Origin of the sequence: Streptomyces albiaxialis (assembly GCF_039530985.1) — a bacterium.
In the GTDB taxonomy this organism is placed as follows: domain Bacteria; phylum Actinomycetota; class Actinomycetes; order Streptomycetales; family Streptomycetaceae; genus Streptomyces; species Streptomyces albiaxialis.
The window spans coordinates 556,754-574,229 of sequence record NZ_BAAAPE010000002.1; the positions used below are offsets into that span (position 1 = coordinate 556,754).

The 17,476-nt window shown below is 74.4% G+C and carries 16 protein-coding genes; 12 read left to right on the forward strand and 4 right to left on the reverse strand.

Translation table 11 applies throughout. The features are described 5' to 3' along the window. The first annotated feature begins 3 nt into the window (after positions 1-3). The 8 genes from ABD343_RS07565 (at position 4) to mug (ending at position 9,862) form a co-directional block, all read left to right on the forward strand. Positions 4-2,577, forward strand: coding sequence for an ABC transporter permease (locus ABD343_RS07565; RefSeq protein WP_344525368.1), 2,574 nt, complete (start codon positions 4-6; stop codon positions 2,575-2,577). Positions 2,578-2,935: 358 nt separating this feature from the next. Next, entirely contained in the window at positions 2,936-3,823 is an 888-nt protein-coding gene (locus ABD343_RS07570) for an LLM class F420-dependent oxidoreductase (protein ID WP_344525370.1), read from the forward strand. 1 nt (position 3,824) lies between these two features. After that, positions 3,825-4,316 (forward strand): GNAT family N-acetyltransferase, encoded by a 492-nt coding sequence (locus tag ABD343_RS07575; RefSeq protein ID WP_344525600.1) that lies wholly within the window; start codon positions 3,825-3,827, stop codon positions 4,314-4,316. A 215-nt stretch (positions 4,317-4,531) separates the two neighbouring features. Next, positions 4,532-5,881 (forward strand): hemolysin family protein, encoded by a 1,350-nt coding sequence (locus tag ABD343_RS07580; RefSeq protein WP_344525372.1) that lies wholly within the window; start codon positions 4,532-4,534, stop codon positions 5,879-5,881. Next, positions 5,878-6,891 (forward strand): hemolysin family protein, encoded by a 1,014-nt coding sequence (locus ABD343_RS07585; RefSeq protein ID WP_344525374.1) that lies wholly within the window; start codon positions 5,878-5,880, stop codon positions 6,889-6,891. Before ABD343_RS07580 ends, ABD343_RS07585 begins: the two co-directional genes overlap by 4 nt. Positions 6,892-7,103: 212 nt before the next feature. Beyond that, complete coding sequence (locus ABD343_RS07590; protein ID WP_344525602.1) at positions 7,104-7,826, forward strand: SGNH/GDSL hydrolase family protein; 723 nt, start codon at positions 7,104-7,106, stop codon at positions 7,824-7,826. A 36-nt stretch (positions 7,827-7,862) separates the two neighbouring features. Then, entirely contained in the window at positions 7,863-9,293 is a 1,431-nt protein-coding gene (gene purB, locus ABD343_RS07595) for an adenylosuccinate lyase (RefSeq protein ID WP_344525376.1), read from the forward strand. A gap of 59 nt (positions 9,294-9,352) precedes the next feature. Next, a complete protein-coding gene (mug, locus tag ABD343_RS07600; protein ID WP_344525378.1) occupies positions 9,353-9,862 on the forward strand; it encodes a G/U mismatch-specific DNA glycosylase in 510 nt (169 codons plus the stop codon). A gap of 288 nt (positions 9,863-10,150) precedes the next feature. On the opposite strand, the gene ABD343_RS07605 is transcribed toward mug, so the two are convergent. Continuing rightward, positions 10,151-11,038, reverse strand: coding sequence for a helix-turn-helix domain-containing protein (locus tag ABD343_RS07605; protein ID WP_344525380.1), 888 nt, complete (start codon positions 11,036-11,038; stop codon positions 10,151-10,153). Between the two features lie 77 nt (positions 11,039-11,115). Here ABD343_RS07605 and ABD343_RS07610 point away from each other — a divergent pair, with 77 nt between their 5' ends. Then, positions 11,116-11,949 (forward strand): alpha/beta fold hydrolase, encoded by an 834-nt coding sequence (locus ABD343_RS07610; RefSeq protein ID WP_344525382.1) that lies wholly within the window; start codon positions 11,116-11,118, stop codon positions 11,947-11,949. Here ABD343_RS07610 and ABD343_RS07615 read toward each other — a convergent pair. Beyond that, positions 11,906-12,346, reverse strand: coding sequence for a hypothetical protein (locus tag ABD343_RS07615; RefSeq protein ID WP_344525384.1), 441 nt, complete (start codon positions 12,344-12,346; stop codon positions 11,906-11,908). The genes ABD343_RS07610 and ABD343_RS07615 overlap by 44 nt on opposite strands. A 146-nt stretch (positions 12,347-12,492) precedes the next feature. Here ABD343_RS07615 and ABD343_RS07620 point away from each other — a divergent pair, with 146 nt between their 5' ends. Beyond that, entirely contained in the window at positions 12,493-13,662 is a 1,170-nt protein-coding gene (locus ABD343_RS07620; protein WP_344525386.1) for an ROK family transcriptional regulator, read from the forward strand. A 192-nt stretch (positions 13,663-13,854) separates the two neighbouring features. On the opposite strand, the gene ABD343_RS07625 is transcribed toward ABD343_RS07620, so the two are convergent. Beyond that, positions 13,855-14,619: a GntR family transcriptional regulator gene (locus tag ABD343_RS07625; protein ID WP_344525388.1), complete on the reverse strand. Its 765-nt coding sequence runs from the start codon at positions 14,617-14,619 to the stop codon at positions 13,855-13,857. 192 nt (positions 14,620-14,811) lie between these two features. On the opposite strand from ABD343_RS07625, the gene ABD343_RS07630 reads away from it, so the two are divergent. Continuing rightward, the gene (locus tag ABD343_RS07630; RefSeq protein ID WP_344525390.1) at positions 14,812-15,582 is read left to right on the forward strand and encodes an SDR family oxidoreductase; all 771 of its coding nucleotides are present in this window, start codon (positions 14,812-14,814) and stop codon (positions 15,580-15,582) included. Here the strand turns inward: ABD343_RS07630 and ABD343_RS07635 are convergent. Beyond that, positions 15,568-16,464, reverse strand: a complete 897-nt coding sequence (locus tag ABD343_RS07635; RefSeq protein ID WP_344525392.1) for an RNA polymerase sigma-70 factor — start codon at positions 16,462-16,464, stop codon at positions 15,568-15,570. The genes ABD343_RS07630 and ABD343_RS07635 overlap by 15 nt on opposite strands. A gap of 122 nt (positions 16,465-16,586) precedes the next feature. Between ABD343_RS07635 and ABD343_RS07640 the strand changes: the two genes are divergently transcribed. Continuing rightward, positions 16,587-17,465 (forward strand): alpha/beta fold hydrolase, encoded by an 879-nt coding sequence (locus tag ABD343_RS07640; protein ID WP_344525394.1) that lies wholly within the window; start codon positions 16,587-16,589, stop codon positions 17,463-17,465. The last annotated feature ends 11 nt before the right edge of the window (positions 17,466-17,476 follow it).

The following is a 17,476-nucleotide window of genomic DNA, read 5'->3' on the forward strand; positions in this document are numbered from 1 at the left end:
GCCGTGCTGCGCGCGACGCTGCGGAGCTTCCTCGCCCACAAGGGCCGGATGCTGCTCTCCTGTCTGGCCGTGCTGCTGTCCGTGGCCTTCGTCTCCGGCAGCCTGATCTTCTCCGGCACCGTGAGCCGTACGTTCGACGAGCTGTTCAAGTCGACGGCGGCAGACGTGACGGTCACGCCGAAGTCCGAGTTCGACGAGGAGAGCCAGTTCCCCTCGGGCCGGATCGAGACGCTGCCCGAGTCCACCCGCGAGAAGGTCGCACGGGTCGAGGGCGTCGCCAGGAGCCGGATCGACGTGTCGGCCGAGAACCTCACGGTCGTCGACCGGAAGAACGAGGCGATCGGCTCGACCACCGGCGCGCCCACCCTCGCCGTCAACTGGTACGTGTCCGACCGCAGTCCGGTGAAGCTCACCAGCGGCCACGCGCCCCGCGGCGCCGGAGAGGCCCTGCTCGACGCCGACACGGCCGACCGCAGGGACCTGGAGATCGGCGACCGGCTCACGGTCATGGCGGCCCCCGGCAGCTTCACGGTGCGGATCGTGGGCATCGCGACCTTCACCACCACCAATCCGGGCGCGACGCTGGTGTTCCTGGAGACCGGCACGGCGCAGCGCGAGCTGCTGGGGAAGCCCGGCGTGGCCACGGGCGTCTCGGCCGAGGCGGAGCCCGGCGTGTCGGACGACCGGCTCAAGCGGCGGATCGCGGCGGCGCTGGACGACCCGGGCGCGTTCGAGCTGGAGACCGCCGGTGAGCAGGCCGAGTCGCAGGCGGCGGACATCGGCGAGTTCCTCGACATCCTCACCTATGTGATGGTCGGCTTCGCCGGGGTGGCGGTGCTGGTCGGGATCTTCCTGATCGTCAACACCTTCTCGATGCTGATCGCGCAGCGCACCCGCGAACTGGGCCTGCTGCGCGCCCTGGGCGCCGACCGGCGGCAGGTGCGGCGCTCGGTGCTGACCGAGGCGTTGCTGCTGGGCCTGGTCGGCTCGACGCTGGGGCTGGGCGCCGGGATCGGCCTCGCGCTCGGCCTGATCGGGCTGATGAGCGCGTTCGGGATGAACCTGGACGCGGCGCAGATCGCCTTCACCTGGCCGACCCCGGTGGCGGCGTACGCGGTGGGCCTCGGAGTGACCTTCGTGGCCGCCTATCTGCCCGCGCGCCGCGCGGCGCGGGTCTCCCCCATGGCGGCGCTCGCCGACGTGGAGGTCGCGGGCGTCGGACGGCCGCTGCGCGTACGGGCCGTGGTGGGCCTGGTGGTGGCGGCACTGGGCGCGGCGGCGCTCGCGGGCTGCGCGCGCAGCACGGACACCGGCGACGCGGCCGGGCTGCTGGCCGTCGGCATCGTGTGCACGCTGATCGCGACGGTCGTCGCCGGGCCCCTGCTCGTACGCCCGGTGATCCGGGTGCTGGGCGGGGCCTTCCCCCGGTTCTTCGGGGCGGTCGGCCGGATGAGCCAGCGCAACGCGCTGCGCAACCCGCGCCGTACGGGCGCGACGGCCTCGGCGCTGATGGTGGGCCTCGCGCTGGTCGTGGGGATGTCGGTGGCGGCGGCCTCGATCACCAAGTCCTTCGACGAGCAGATCGACAAGTCGCTCGGCGCGGACTTCGTGGTGCAGAACGACAGCTTCCTGCCGTTCCCCCAGGAGATCACCGAGAAGGTCCGCTCGGCGCGGGGCGTAGGAACGCTCGTACGGCAGCGGTTCGTGCAGATGCGGCTCACGCTGCCCGGCGGGGACACGGCCGAGAAGGTCGCGGTGGCCGCCGACAGGGGGCTGGAGAAGGTGACGTCGTCCGACTACGTGGCGGGCGGCATCGAGGCCTCGCTGCGCCCCGGACGGGCCAGCGTGGCGCGGAAGTTCGCCGCGCGGCACGAGCTGGAGGTCGGCGACCGGATGCGGGCCCGCTTCTCCAACGGCGCCCGCGAGACCCTCACCGTCGCGGGCATCACCGCGGAGGACACCGGCGGGGGCGGCGGCGTCGGCGACATCGTCATCGGCATGCCGACCCTGAACAGGGCCCAGCCCGGCGGACAGGACGCGGCACTGCTGGTCGCGGCGGGCCCCGGCAAGGACACCGGCGAGCTGCGCCGGGAGCTGGAGCGCGTCCTGGATCCGTACCCGCAGGTCAAGGTGCGGGACCGGGCCGACTACAAGGACCTGGTACGGGAGCAGATCGCGGTGCTGCTCTATCTGCTGTTCGCGCTGGTGGGCCTCGCGATCGTGATCGCGGTGCTCGGCGTGGTCAACACCCTGGCCCTGTCCGTCATCGAACGCACCCGCGAGATCGGCCTGCTGCGCGCGATCGGCCTGGCGAGACGGCAGCTCCGCCGGATGATCCGCCTGGAGTCGGTCGTCATCGCGGTCTTCGGCGCGGTCCTCGGCCTCGGCCTGGGCCTGGTGTGGGGCCTGGCCGCGCGGGAGGTGCTGGCGCTGGAGGGCATGAAGGCGCTCGGCATCCCGTGGTGGACGGTCGTCGCCGTCGTGGTGGGCTCGGCGGTGGTAGGCCTGATCGCCGCCCTCCTCCCGGCCCTGCGCGCCTCACGCATGAACGTCCTGGCGGCCATCGCCCACGAGTGAACGCCACCTGCCACGGCCGAACACCCGCTCCCACCCACCGCGAACGACCACCGCCGGTACGTCGCCCACCGGATCCACGCGCCGGAGGGGGCGCGCCTGCCCGACCCGGCCAGCCGCCGCCTCCGGCGGCCGGGGCATCCCGTACGCGAGGCATACGCTCCCGCTCCCCGGTCACTCGTAGCCGGTGTCTCCCCGGCGCGAAGCCCCGCCACGGGCCTGGCCGGTGCCGCGGGCCGCCGCCCGCTCGGCGCGGGGTCCGGCCACGGGCCGGGGCTCGCGGGCGTACGTCTCCGGCGCGGGGCAGCGCACCCGTAGGATGCGCAGCGGTCAACTCACCGGCGAGAGTGAGGAGTTCGGCATGGGCGTGCGGCCGTTCCGGTTCGGGGTCAATATGATCACCTTCGACACCGGCGAGGCGTTCCGGGAGCGCTGCCGTCGGGCGGAGGAGCTGGCGTACGACGTCGTCCAGGTGCCCGACCACCTGGGGATGTGCGCGCCGTTCAGCGCGCTGGCGACCGCGGCGGCGGTCACCGAGCGGCCGCGGCTCGGCACCTTCGTGCTCAACGCCGGACTGTGGAACCCGGCGCTGCTGGCCCGCGAGGTGGCCACCTGCGACCAGCTCACGGACGGGCGGCTGGAGCTGGGCCTCGGCGCCGGGTACGTCAAGGCCGAGCACGACCGCGCGGGGCTGCCGTGGGGCTCGCCCGGCCGACGGGTCGGGCACCTGGAGCACACCGTCGCCGAGCTGGCGCGGCTGCTGGCGGACCCCGAGCACGTGCCGCAGCCCCGCCAGGAGACGGTGCCGCTGCTCATCGGGGGCAACGGCGACCGGGTGCTGCGGCTGGCGGCGCGCAAGGCGTCGGTCGTGGCGTTCACCGGCGCGCGGCAGGTGCGCGGCGAGCCGCTGGGCACGCTGCGGCTGGCCCCGCCGGACGAGCTGGAGGACCGGGTCGCCGCGTTCCGCGGCTTCGCGGCGGCCCGCACCGAGCCGTACGAGCTGAACTACCTGGTCCAGTACGTCGCCCTCACCTCCGACCGGCGCGCGGAACTCCGCGGGCTGCCGCCGTACGGGCCCGAGATGACCGAGGAACAGATGCTCGGCCACCCCGCGCTGCTGCTGGGCTCCGTCAAGGAGATCGCGGAGCAGCTCAGGGCGCACCGGGACCGCTTCGGCTTCTCGTACTGGACGGTCCTCGACCCGTACATGGAGGCGTTCGCGCCGGTGATCGAGGAGCTCAGGGGGTGAAATCCGCTGGCCCGCGCGCCGGGCCCGGTGCTGGGATGCCGTCATGGACGAGCTTCGGATACGGGCCGCGGACGCGGCCGACATCGACGGCGTGCTGGCCTTCTGGGCGGAGGCCGCCGAGGGCACCAGCGTGAGCGACGACCGGGACGGGGTGGCGCGGCTCCTCGACCGCGACCCCGAGGCGCTGATCCTCGCGGAAGCGGGCGGGCGCCTGGTCGGCACCGTCATCGCCGGATGGGACGGCTGGCGCTGCTCGCTCTACCGGCTCGCCGTCCACCCCTCCGCGCGCCGCCGCGGCGTCTCGCGGGCGCTGCTGGCCGCCGCCGAGGAGCGCTTCGCGGCGCTCGGCGGGCGGCGCGGTGACGCGATGGTGCTGGACGACAACGAGCGCGCGCACCACGCGTGGACCGCCGCCGGTTACGCTCCGCAGCCTCAGTGGAGCCGCTGGGTGAAGCCCCTGAGCGGCGGCCCGGCACCCGCCGCAAGCCGCTGACGTGCTCCGGGAACCCGGTGCGGGACCGCTCCGTTTACGATGAACAGCTCCCGCGCCGGTCCGTACGGGTACGGACCGCGCCTCATCGCGATCGAAAGGTGTGAGCGTCCGCCCATGGGCGACCCTCCCAGTAGTAGTCACAGACCCCGTTCAGGAGAAGGACACCGAGCGCCCCGGCGCGCCCTGCCCGACCATGGGAGGGAGGTGACGGCTCGATGACCGAGGTGCTTCTGCTGCTGGTGGCACTGCTGCTGGCCCTCGCGTGCGGCGCCTTCGTCGCGGCGGAGTTCTCGCTCACGACCGTCGAGCGCAGCGAGCTGGAGCGCGCCGAGCAGCGCGGGGACCGCGGCGCGCGCAGCGCGCTGGAGGCCGTGCGCTCGCTGACCTTCCAGCTCTCCGGCGCCCAGCTCGGCATCACCGTCACGAACCTCGTCGTCGGCATGCTCGCCGAGCCGTCCATCGCCGCGCTGATCTCGGGCCCGCTCGAATCGCTGGGCATCCCCCGCTCGGCCTCCTCGTCCGTGGCGCTGGTGCTGGGCACCGCGCTGTCCACGGTCGTGCTGATGGTGATCGGCGAGCTGGTGCCCAAGAACTGGGCGATCTCCAAGCCGCTGCCGGTGGCCCGGCGCGTGGCGACCCCGCAGCGGGTCTTCTCCGCCGCGTTCCGGCCGCTGATCCGGCATCTGAACAACACCGCCAACCGCATCCTGCTGCGCATGGGCCTGGAGCCCACGGAGGAGCTGGCCTCGGCCCGTTCGCCGCAGGAACTGGTGGCGCTGGCGCGGCACTCCGCGAAGGAGGGCGCGCTGGAGGAGGACACGGCGGACCTGTTCGTACGGACGCTGCACCTGGCGGAGCTGACCGCGGAGAACGTGATGACGCCGCGCGTGCAGGTCACGTCCCTGGAGGTGCAGGCCACCGCCGAGGACGTCGCCAACGCGACGCGCGCCACCGGCCTGTCCCGCTTCCCCGTCTACCGGGGCGGCCTCGACACGGTCGTCGGCATCGTGCGGATCAAGGACGTGCTGGCGGTCCCGGCCGACGAGCGGCGGCTGCGCCCCGTGACGGACCTGATGCGCGAGCCGCTGCTCGTACCCGAGTCGCTGACCGTGGACCGGCTTCTGGACCAGCTCTCGGGCGGGGACCGCTCGATCGCGGTCGTCATCGACGAGTACGGCGGCACGGCCGGCGTCGTGACGCTGGAGGACATCATCGAGGAGGTCGTGGGCGAGGTCCGCGACGAGCACGACCCGCTGGAGACGCCCGACCTGGCCCCGGCCGGTGAGGACGAGGAGGGCCGCCGCCTGTTCGACGCGGACGGCGCCGCGCGCACCGACCAACTGGAGGCGATCGGGCTGCGCGCCCCGGAGGGCCCGTACGAGACGCTGGCCGGACTGGTAGCGACCGAGCTGGGCCGCATCCCCGAGCGGGGCGACACGGTCGAGGTCGCGGGCTGGCGCCTGGAGGTCGCCGACGCGGCGGGCCGCCGCGCGGCGCGCGTACGGCTCACCGGGCCGACCCCCGCCGAGCTGGCGGCCGACGAGGACGAGGAGGTACGGCGATGACGGCGGTGCAGCTCTTCATCGGACTGCTGACGCTGGTGGTCAACGCCTTCTTCGTCGGCGCCGAGTTCGCGCTGATCTCGGTGCGCCGCGCGCAGATCGAGCCGCACGCGGAGAACGGCGACAAGCGGGCGCGGAAGGTCCTGTGGGGCCTGGAGCACGTCTCTCAGCTCCTGGCGGCGGCGCAGCTCGGGATCACCCTGTGCACCCTGGTGCTGGGCGTCGTCGCCGAGCCCGCCATCGCGCACCTGCTGGAGCCGGTCTTCCACGTGGTGGGCGTGCCGGACGGGGTCGCGCATGTGATCTCGTTCGTGATCGCGCTGACACTGGCGACGTACCTGCACATGCTGCTGGGCGAGATGGTCCCGAAGAACATCGCGCTGGCCGAGCCCGAGCGGGCCGCGCTGGCGCTGGGCCCGCCGCTGGTGGCGCTGGCGCGGGCGCTGCGCCCGGTGATCTTCACGGTGAACGCGTTCGCGAACTCGCTGCTGAAGCTCCTGCGGGTGGAGCCGAAGGACGAGGTCGAGTCGGCGTTCTCCGACGACGACCTCGCGCAGATGGTCGCCGACTCCAGTGAGGCGGGCCTGCTCGACGACCGTTCGACGGAGCGGCTGCGGGACGCGCTGGAGCTGGGCCGCCGCCCGGTCGGCGACGTCGCCCGCACGCTGTCCCGGATGGTCACGGCCCGCTGGGGCATCAGCCCGGAGGGCCTGGAGGCGCTGTCGGCCGAGTCCGGGTACTCGCGCTTCCCCGTCGTCGACGAGGACGGCCGGGTGCTGGGCTATCTGCACGTCAAGGACGCGCTGGACGCCTCCCCGCGCGAGGAGCCGTTCCCCGTGACGGCGATGCGGCCGATCGCGCGCGTGCGCTCCTCGATGCCGCTGGACGACGTGCTCGGCGCGATGCGCTCCAGCGGCACCCACCTGGCCGCCGTCACCGGCGAGGACGGGCGCGCGGTGGGCGTGGTGACCATGGAGGACGTGCTCCGGGAGCTGGTCGGCACGCCCGACTGAGCCCCCGGTCCGTACGGGCCGGGCCCCGGTCCGTACGGGCGGAGCCCCTGATCGGTGCAGTGGGCACGGGGATATCATCGGTGCTCGTGACTCGTGACGACTCTCCCTCCCCGACCGGCTCACCGGCTGGCTCCCCGACCGGCTCGCCGACCGCCTCACCGACCGGCGGAATCGGCAGCTTCGTGGCCCTCGGCGACTCGTTCACCGAGGGCATGTCGGATCTCCTGCCGGACGGCACGTACCGGGGCTGGGCGGACCTGCTGGCCGCCCGCCTCGCCGCCCGGCAGGACGGCTTCCGTTACGCGAACCTCGCCGTCCGCGGCAAGCTCATCGGGCAGATCGCGGCCGAGCAGATCGACCGGGCCGTGGCCATGGAGGCCGACCTGGTCAGCCTCGTCGGCGGCCCGAACGACATCCTGCGCCCCCGCTGCGACATCGACCGCGTCTGCGCCACCTTCGAGGACGCGGTGGCGCGGCTGGCGCCGAGCTGCGGCACGCTGCTGCTCTTCCGCAGCCCGGCCCGCCGCGGCCCCACGCTGGACCGGTACCGCCCGCGCGTCGAGCGCTTCTTCGACTTCATCGACGAGGTCGCCGCGCGGCACGGCGCCACGGTCGTCGACGTGTACTCCTCGGAGGCCGTCGGCGACCCCCGGATGTGGGCCGAGGACCGGCTGCACCTCAACGACGAGGGACACGGCCGGGTCGCCGAGGCCGTGTGGCAGCGGCTCGGATTCCCCGCCGAGTCGGACTGGAACGCGCCGCTGCCGCCGCCCGCGCCGGTGCCGTGGGCGGCACGCCGCCGCGCGGACGCGCACTTCACCCGCGTCCACCTGCTGCCGTGGGTGGGCCGCCGCCTGACGGGCCGCTCCTCGGGCGACGGCAGACCGCCCAAGCGCCCCGAGCTGGCGCCCGTGGCCTGCGCCGACGGGCACTGACGGGACCGCGTAGACCTGCCCGTAGACTGCGTAGACGTGACTGACAAGCCGCGCATCCCGAACGTCCTCGCGTCCCGCTACGCCTCCCCCGAGCTGGTCCGCCTCTGGTCCCCCGAAGCCAAGATCGTCCTGGAGCGGCGGCTGTGGCTCGCCGTGCTGAAGGCGCAGCGGGACCTGGGCATCGCGGTGCCCGAGGAGGCCGTCGCGGACTACGAGCGGGTGCTGGAGGACGTCGACCTCGCCTCGATCGCCGCGCGCGAGAAGGTGACGCGGCACGATGTGAAGGCCCGCATCGAGGAGTTCAACGCGCTGGCGGGCCACGAGCAGATCCACAAGGGCATGACCTCGCGGGATCTGACGGAGAACGTCGAGCAGCTCCAGATCCGCCTCTCCCTGGAGCTGGTCCGGGACCGTACGGTGGCGCTGCTGGCGCGGCTCGGGAAGCTCGCGGGCGAGCACGCGGCGCTGGTGATGGCGGGCCGTTCGCACAACGTCGCGGCGCAGGCCACCACGCTCGGCAAGCGGTTCGCGACGGGCGCCGACGAGCTGCTGGCCGCGTTCGGGCGGCTGGAGGACCTGCTGGGCCGCTATCCGCTGCGCGGCGTGAAGGGCCCCGTCGGCACCGCGCAGGACATGCTCGACCTGCTCGGCGGCGACCAGGAGAAGCTCGCCGACCTGGAGCGCCGGGTCGCCGAGCACCTGGGCTTCAAGCAGGCCCTCACCTCGGTCGGCCAGGTCTACCCGCGTTCGCTCGACTACGAAGTGGTCTCCGCGCTCGTCCAGTTGGGCGGCGCCCCCTCCTCGCTCGCCAAGACGATCCGGCTGATGGCGGGCCAGGAGCTGGTGACCGAGGGCTTCAAGGAGGGCCAGGTCGGCTCCTCCGCGATGCCGCACAAGATGAACACCCGCTCCTGCGAGCGCGTCAACGGCCTCATGGTCATCCTGCGCGGCTACGCCTCGATGGCCGGCGAGCTGGCGGGCGACCAGTGGAACGAGGGCGACGTCTCCTGCTCCGTGGTGCGCCGCGTGGCGCTGCCGGACGCGTTCTTCGCGTTCGACGGGATGCTGGAGACGTTCCTGACGGTGCTGGACGAGTTCGGCGTCTTCCCCGCCGTGGTCTCCCGCGAACTGGACCGCTACCTGCCGTTCCTGGCCACCACGAAGGTGCTGATGGCGGCCGTACGGGAGGGCGTGGGCCGCGAGGCCGCGCACGAGGCCATCAAGGAACACGCGGTCGCCTCGGCGCTCGCGATGCGCGAGGGCGCGGAGCGCAACGAGCTGCTGGACCGGCTCGCCGCCGACTCCCGCATCCCCCTCACCCGCGAGCGGCTCGACGCCCTGATGGCCGACCGCCTCTCCTTCACCGGCGCGGCGGAGGGCCAGGTCGCCGAGGTCGTGGCCCGCGTCGAGGAGGTCACCAAGCTCCACCCGGAGGCCGCCGCGTACGCGCCGGGGGCGATCCTCTGACGACCGGCTGGTCCCCTCGGCTGTCCCGGGAGGAGCTGGAGGCCGCGCGCGGCCTGCTCGTGCCGGACGTGGTGGCCGAGGGGCTTCACGTGCTGTTCTGCGGGATCAACCCGGGCCTGATGTCGGCGGCGACGGGCCACCACTTCGCGCGCCCCGGCAACCGCTTCTGGCCCGCGCTGCACGCCTCGGGCTTCACGCCCCGGCAGCTCCGCCCGGACGAGGAGAGCGAGCTGCCGTCGTACGGCCTGGGCATCACGAACGTCGTGGAGCGTGCCACGGCCCGCGCCGACGAGCTGGACGACGAGGAGTACCGCCTGGGCGGCGAGGCCCTGCGCGCCAAGGTCGGGCGGTTGCGTCCGGCCTGGCTCGCGGTCCTCGGCATCGGCGCCTACCGCACCGCGTTCGACGACCGTGCCGCGCGGGTGGGCCCGCAGGAGTCCATGCTGGGCCCCACCCGTATCTGGGTCCTCCCGAGCCCGAGCGGGCTCAACGCCCACTGGACGCCGAAGTCGCTCGCGGCCGAGTTCGCCCGCCTCCGCGAGGCGGCGTGGCGACCGGACGCCGGCTAGGTCCGACGTGCCCGGCGGCCCCTGTGCCGTCGGCAGCGGGCGCCGCACCCCCTGAAGCGGCTCCGAAGGAGCGCTTCAGGGGGTGCGGGGAACTGCGCACCCGGCCACGACGCGGGCGCGGCCCGCGAAGCACGGCACGGAGCAGCCCGAACCCGGCCCTCGTACGCGCGCACCCGGCGCAGGGGGCTGCGCTTGCCGGCCCTGCTCCCCCAAGCTCTTCGAGCAGGGAGTGCCCCCATGTGCAGACCTCCCAAGCGCAGTGGGGGGGGGAGAAACGAGCGACACCCTTTACACGGTCTTGCCGGCGTTCACGCCGCCCAGTGGCAAGGTCGGCCATGCCGTCTCGTCCACCGTGAGGAACGACGCGCGGGCGACGCCCGTCGGCGTCACTCCGGTGAACGCGACGACGTCGCGGTGCAGATGGGACTGGTCGGTGTAGCCGCCCTCAGCGGCGACGCGGGCCGTGTCGTGGCCCGCCGCCAGGCGGTGCGCCGCGTGGTCGAAGCGGACGAGCTTCGCGGCGCGCTTGGGGCCCATGCCGACCTGGGCGCGGAACCGGGACCAGAGCCGCTTGCGGCTCCAGCCGACCTCGTCCGCCAGCCGCTCGACCCGGGCACGGCCGCGGCTGGCGACGAGCCGGTCCCAGGCCCGGTTCACCTCCGGGTCCACCGCGTTCGCCGGGGTGGCCGCCGCGCAACGCCGGGCGAGCAGCGCGTCCGTGAGCGCGAAGCGCTCCTCCCAGGAGGCGGCCTCGCCGAGCCGTTCGCCGATCCGCGCCGCGTCCCGGCCCCACAGCGCGTCCAGGGGCACCACCGCGCCCTCCAGTTCGTCCGGCCGTACGCCCAGCGCCGCGCCCGCGGTCACCGGGGAGAGCCGTACCTGGACACACGCGAGGTCGTCGCCCCGGGCCCAGAGCGCGCCGCCGAGGCCGAGCCCGGCGACGAGGCTCCCCCGGTGCCGCCGCCCGTCGGCGGCGTCCACGACGGGCGGGGCGGGACCGAAGTCGAGGACGAGCGTCACGGCCGGGTGCGGGATGAGCCGCTGGCCCTCGGGGAGGCGGCCCCGGTCGCTGAAGCCCGCCATGGCGACGCCGGGCACGCTGCTGGGCCGCGTCGGGCACGCGACGTTCCAGACGAGCGTGTCGTCGCCCTCTCGTTCCGGGGCGGGGGAGCGCATGTCCCCATGCTACGAGCGCCCCCGGCCGGGAACATTTGTGCAATCCCCCGCCGCGGACCGGCACCGACAGTGGCCCCATGACTGTTTCCGACGAAGCGAGGGACGGGACCGACGACGGCGCCGTCCATGTGTGCCAGGACGGCCCCCGCGACGCCCCCGCACTCCTGCTCATCCACGGCTCCGCCGCCTCGGCCCGTACGTGGGACCCGCTGGTCCCGTTCCTGGCCCGGGCCCATCACGTCGTCCGTCTCGATCTGCTCGGGCACGGCCGCTCGGCCAAGCCGGACGGGCCGGGCTACGAGATCCCCGACCAGGCACGCAGGGCGGGCGCGGTGCTCGACCGGCTGGGCGTCCGGCGCGCCCTCGTGGTCGGCCACTCCACCGGAGGCTCGGTCGCGACCTCCCTCGCCGAGCAGCGGCCCGGCCTGGTGACCGCGCTCGCGCTCCTCAACTCCGGGCCGCGCCTGGACGCGTTCATCCGCGGCGACGTGGTCCCCCTCACGCCCGAGCAGTGGCCGGACCTGACCGACGAACAGATCCTGGGAGCCATGGCCGCCGCGTTCAGCCGGCCGGGCTTCCGGATCCCGCAGGGCCTCGTGGACGACGTACGCGGGATGACGTACCACTCCTTCGTCTCGACCCTGCGGGCGTCGAGCGCCTACCTGGAGCGGCGGCCCCTCCCCGACCGGCTCGCGGAGCTCGGACTGCCCCTGCTGGTGCTCTTCGGCGCGGACGACCGGCGGTGGTCCTCCGCCTCCGCCGAGGACTACCGCGCGGTGCCGGGCGCGCGCGTGGAGCTGCTGCCCGGTCTCGGGCACTCCCCGATGATGGAGGACCCCGCGCGTACGGCCGAGCCGCTGCTGGCCTTCAGCGCCCGTCACGCGCCCCGCCAGGAGCGTCGGGAGGACTGAGCGGAGGCGGGCCCTCCGCCCCCAGGACCGCGACGAGGCGGGCCGGGAACATGTCCCCGTACGGCACCACGCCGAGGCCGAACCAGCGCCCGCCGACCGGCCAGACGGCCAGCTCCGCGACATGGCCGCACAGGCCGGTGAGCGGCTCCGGCACCGGCTCCCCGCTCACCGTGCGCTCCAGGAACGGCGCGAGGTCGAGGATCCCCGGCTCGCCCCACGCGCGGGCGAGCGCGGCGACCAGCGCCTCGCACTCCGCGTACATCTCCTCCTCGTCCGCGCGCGCGTCGGCCGCGTCCGGGTCCTCCGGCGGCGGGCTCGCCGTCCGTAAGTCCTCGACGCGCGCGCCCGGGCGCGCCAACAGCCGCTCGACGGCGGCGGGAAGGGATACGGAAGACATGGGACCAGTCAACCGTCCCCCACTGACAGCGGCTCAGGGCGGCCCAGCGCTCGACGAGGAGCGGAGCCCGCCGTACCGCCACTCGCCGTGATCGCCGTGACCCGTTACGATCCGCCTCACGCGCACAGCCAGCAGGGAGGCGGACGTTGGGGAGGCTCACCGGGCGGGATCCGTCATTGCTGCGACGGATCAACTCGACGGTCGTGCTGCGGGCGCTGCGCGGCCCGGACGGTCCGCACGCCCTCACCCTGACCGAGCTGGTCCACGCCACCGGCCTGTCGCGGCCCACCGTCGAGGGCGTCGTCGAGGGGCTGACCGAGGCGGGGCTCGTGCAGGAGGCCGCCGAGGACCCGGGCGAGGGGCGCGGTTCCGCGCGCCGGGGCCGCCCGGCCCGCCGCTTCCGGTTCCGCGCCGAGGCGGGCCATCTGCTGGGCCTGGAGATCGGCCCGCACCGGGTCGCGGCCGTGGTCTCCGACCTGACGGGACACATCGCGGGCACCCTGGCGCGCGAGGTCACGGAGACCGCGCCGGCCGACGAACGGCTGGAGCGCGCCCGCAGCACCGTCGCCGAACTGCTGCGCAGGACCGACATCTCGCGGGGCACGCTGCGCGCGGTGGGCGTCGGCTCGCCGGGCATCGTGGAGGCCGACGGCACGGTACGGCTCGGCACGGCGCTGCCGGGCTGGACGGGACTGCCGCTGGGCGAGCGGCTGCGGCGTTCGTTCCGCTGCCCGGTGCTGGTGGAGAACGACGCCAACCTCGGCGTCCTCGCGGAGCACTGGAAGGGCGCGGCGCGCGGCTGCGACGACGTGGTCATGATGCTGGCCGGGCTCAGCCCCGGCGCGGGCTCGCTCATCGGCGGGCGGCTGCACCGGGGGTACGGGGGCGCGGCGGGCGAGATCGGCGCGCTGCACCTGCTGGGCCGCGAGGTGCTGCCGGAACGGCTGCTGTCCACGACGGACGAGCCGCTGCATCCGCTCGACGAGTCCGCCGTCGCCCAGGTGTTCGCGCTCGCGCGCAGCGGGGACGAGCGCGCCGGGCGCGCGATGGACCGCTTCATCCAGCGGCTCGTGCACGACGCGGCGGCGCTGGTGCTCGCGCTCGACCCCGAACTGCTGGTGGTCGGCGGCTGGGCCTCGGGGCTCGACGGCGTCCTCGACCCGCTCCGCGCCGAACTGGAGCGCTACTGTCTGCGGCCGCCGCGCGTCGCCCTCTCCCGCCTGGGCGAGGCCGCGGTCGCCACGGGCGCCCTGCGTTTGGCCTTGGACCATGTGGAGGGCGAACTCTTCACGGTAGAGGGCGCCGGTTCGGCCTGACCGCCCCATCGGACCTGACCCCTTAGGGGCGCGGGGAACTGCGCGCCCAGCCACGACGCGGCCGCGGCCCGCGATGCGCGGACAGGGGCAGCCCCTGTCCGCCGCAGACCACCCGCGCGCACACTGTGGCCGCTCGCGCAGTTCCCCGCGCCCCTGGCGGGGCGAATCGGGCAAGCGGCAAGGGAGGAGGCGTCAGCCCGCGAGTACCGGGTCGGCTCCTGTGTCGGCGAAGTTCAGCCGGCAGGTGTCGGCGCGGAACGTGGCGACACCGACCGCCGCCGTCCGCCGGTCCACCACGTAACGCGTCGTGACGACGAGGACCGGCGCTCCGGGCAGCCGGTCGAGGCGGCGGGCGTCGTCCGCGCGGGCGGAGCCCAGCTCGACGCTGCGGTCCTGCCCGTCGAGTGCGAGCCGGTGCAGCTCGCGCAGGACGGCGCGGGCGCGGGCGACGCCGGACGTCTCCGTGTCCTCGCCGGAGTCCGCGGGGAGGCCGGGCACGGAGGCCCCCGGCACGTACAGCACCTCCGTGGCGACGGGCTGCCCCCCGCTCGTACGGCTGCGGCGCACCGCGTGCACGGGGGTGTCCTCGGCGGTCTCCAGGAGGCGGGCCACGGCGGCGGGCGGCGCGGTGTCCTCGTGGCCCTCGGTGTGCCAGACGTCGGCGGCGCTGCCGGGCCAGCCCTGGGCTCCGCCCTGCGCGGGGCCGACGTCCACGCCGACGCGGGGCGGCGCGACGGTGGTGCCGACGCCCCTGCGGCGCTGGAGCCTGCCCTCCAGTTCGAGCTGTTCGAGGGCCTGGCGCAGCGTGGCGCGGGCCACGCCGAAGCGGGCGGCCAGCTCGCGCTCGTTCGGCAGGATCTCCCCCACCGCGAACTCCGAGTCCAGTGCGTCCGACAGCACGGTCTTGAGGTGCCAGTACTTCGGCTCCGGCACCGTCTCCAGCGTCGTGGTCCCCACCCTTGCCTCCGCAATCCCCGTAATTCCAGCGGTGTTTATGTGTGCTTGTTTTTTAAAGGTCCTTGCGTATGCCCGAACCATAAGGCTGCCTTAACCCTTGGTCAAGACCAATCAGGCGACCTGTCGCAAGGGGTTGTCGGGGATTCATCCGCTTGTAATGATCGATCATCGATCAGAATCTCAGGAGGCTTCATGTCCCGTCCGCGCACCACCGACCAGCAGCACGTCACCGTCGTCACCGGCGGCAGCCGCGGCATCGGGGCCGCGACGGCGGTGCGGCTGGCCCGCGCCGGGCACCGCGTCGGCATCGGGTACGCGCGGGACGAGGAGGCCGCCGCCCGCACCGTCGAGGCCGTGCGGGAGGCGGGCTCCGAGGCGGTGGCCGTCCGGATGGACACCAGCGTGGACGCGGAGGTCGACGCGCTCTTCGACACCGTGCGCGACCGGCTCGGACCGGTCACGGGGCTGGTGAACAACGCGGCGGTGAGCGGCCCGCTGGGCCGGTTCACGGAGACCTCGACCGAGGTGATGCGCCGCGTGGTGGACGTCAACGTGACGGGCGCGCTGCTGTGCGCCCGGCGGGCCCTGCGCGAGATGTCCACGGCGTACGGCGGCAGGGGCGGCGCGATCGTGAACATCTCCTCGTGCGCCGCGACCCTCGGTTCCCCCGGCGAGTACGTGCACTACGCGGCGTCGAAGGCGGCCGTGGACGCGATGACCGTCGGCCTGGCCAAGGAGTTCGGGCCCGAGGGCGTGCGGATCAACTCCGTGCAGCCCGGCTCCGTGCTCACCGACATGCACGCGGCGATGGGCGACCCGGACCGGGCCTGGAAGAAGGCGGAGATCACGCCCGCGCGGCGGCCCGGCGAGCCCGAGGAGATCGCGGACGCGGTGGCCTGGCTGCTCTCCGACGAGGCCTCGTACGCCTCCGGGGCCGTGCTGCGGATCTCAGGAGGACTGTGAGGCGGCGAGCGTGGCGAGCTTGTCGGGGTTGTTGATGAGGTAGAGGGTCCGGATCAGGCCGTCCGCGATATCGGCCGCGAACGCGGCGAAGGGGCGCCCGTCGACCATGGCCAGCAGGCCCAGGCCGCCGTTGACCTCCAGGAACGTGAAGCTCATGCTGCGCTCCCCGGCCTCCGGGCCGACCGCGGCGAGGAAGCGGCCGACCTTGTCCGCGCTCGTGACGACGCGCAGGGGCGCCTTCGCCTTGCCGCCGCTGTCGGAGACGAGCCGCACGTCGGGCGCGAGGACCTTCAGCAGCCCGCCGAGGTCGCCGCCGACGGCCGCCTCCAGGAAGCGCTCGGTCAGGACGCGCTGCTGCCGGGGATCGACCTCGAAGCGGGGCTTGCGCTCCTCGACGTGCCGCCGGGCGCGCCCGGCGAGCTGGCGCACGGCGGCCTCGCCGCGGTCGAGGGCCGTGGCGATCTCGGCGTACGGGAAGCCGAAGGCCTCGCGCAGCACGAACACCGCGCGCTCCAGCGGCGAGAGCGACTCCAGCACCACCAGCACGGCCAGCGAGACGGACTCGGCGAGCATCGCGCGGTCGGCGCCCTCCGGCGCGGGCTCGGACCGCACGTCGGTGGCCAGCGGCTCGGGCAGCCACGGGCCGACGTACGCCTCGCGGCGGGCCTGGACCTGGCGCAGCCGGTCGATGGCGAGGCGGGTCGTGACGCGCACCAGGAAGGCGCGGGGCTCGCGGACCTCGTCCCGGTCGGCGGCGGACCAGCGCAGCCACGCCTCCTGGACCACGTCCTCCGCGTCGGCCACCCGGCCGAGCATCCGGTAGGCCACCCCGTCCAGGATCGGCCTGTGCTGCTCGAACACCTCGGTCACGTCTGCTCCCACGCCGTTCATGATGCCATCCCCCGGTGAGCGCTTCCGTGCAGGTCCGCCGTCCTCGCACTTCCCCGCGGGGCCTCTTGCTGACAGGCTGTCAACCACTGCCCGAGCCGCCGCAGGAGGGGATCATGCGCACCGTCTACACCCCGCACACGCCCGTCCGCACCTCCAGCCGTGTCGTGCGGGTCTCCCCCGCCGGGAAGCCGCCGTTCGACGTGGCGTACGAGCGGCGCGGGAGCGGCGAGCCGGTGGTGCTGCTGCACGGGATCGGGCACCACTGGCAGGCGTGGGAGCCGGTGCTGACCGCGCTGTCGGCCTCGTACGACGTGATCGCCCTGGATCTGCCGGGCTTCGGCGCCTCGCCGCCGCTGCCCGTCGGCGTTCCGTACGGGCTGGAGACGATGGTGCCGCTGCTCGCGGACGTGTGCGCGGCGCTGGGCGTGGAACGGCCGCACGTCGTGGGCAACTCGCTGGGCGGCCTGCTGGCGCTGGAGATGGGGCGGTACGGGTACGCGCGTTCGGTCACGGCGCTCTCCCCCGGCGGGTTCTGGAACGGGCCCGAGCGGCTGTGGGCCGTCTCCCTGCTGCGCGGGATGCGCGCGGGCGCCCGGGGCCTGCCGGACGGCGCGCTGCGGCGGGTGGCGCGGTCGGCCGCCGGGCGGTGGATGCTGACCAGCACGATCTACACCCGGCCCGGACGCCGCTCACCCGAGGCGGTGATCGCCGAGACGCGCGCGCTGCGCGAGGCCGCCGCCTTCGAGCGGGTGCTCGCCGAGGAGCAGCACCTGGAGTCCGCGGGCTCCCGCGCGCTCGCCGGGATCCCGGTCACGGTGGCCTGGGGCGACCGGGACATGATCCTGCTGCGCCGTCAGGGCGTCCGCGCCAAGCGCGCGATCCCCTCGGCCCGCCTGGTCCGCCTGCGCGGCTGCGGCCACGTCCCCATGAACGACGACCCGGCGACGGTCACCCGGGTCGTCGTGGACACGGTCCGTACGACGGTGGGGTGACGCGCCACCGT

Excerpts from the sequence above, each read along its gene's own strand:
- ABD343_RS07640 (WP_344525394.1), top strand. The coding sequence starts at position 16,587 with ATGCGCACCGTCTACACCCCGCACACGCCCGTCCGCACCTCCAGCCGT.
- ABD343_RS07585 (WP_344525374.1), top strand. The coding sequence starts at position 5,878 with ATGACGGCGGTGCAGCTCTTCATCGGACTGCTGACGCTGGTGGTCAAC.
- ABD343_RS07590 (WP_344525602.1), top strand. The coding sequence starts at position 7,104 with ATGTCGGATCTCCTGCCGGACGGCACGTACCGGGGCTGGGCGGACCTG.
- ABD343_RS07630 (WP_344525390.1), top strand. The coding sequence starts at position 14,812 with ATGTCCCGTCCGCGCACCACCGACCAGCAGCACGTCACCGTCGTCACC.
- ABD343_RS07610 (WP_344525382.1), top strand. The coding sequence starts at position 11,116 with ATGACTGTTTCCGACGAAGCGAGGGACGGGACCGACGACGGCGCCGTC.
- ABD343_RS07605 (WP_344525380.1), bottom strand. The coding sequence starts at position 11,038 with ATGCGCTCCCCCGCCCCGGAACGAGAGGGCGACGACACGCTCGTCTGG.
- ABD343_RS07580 (WP_344525372.1), top strand. The coding sequence starts at position 4,532 with ATGACCGAGGTGCTTCTGCTGCTGGTGGCACTGCTGCTGGCCCTCGCG.
- ABD343_RS07570 (WP_344525370.1), top strand. The coding sequence starts at position 2,936 with ATGGGCGTGCGGCCGTTCCGGTTCGGGGTCAATATGATCACCTTCGAC.
- ABD343_RS07615 (WP_344525384.1), bottom strand. The coding sequence starts at position 12,346 with ATGTCTTCCGTATCCCTTCCCGCCGCCGTCGAGCGGCTGTTGGCGCGC.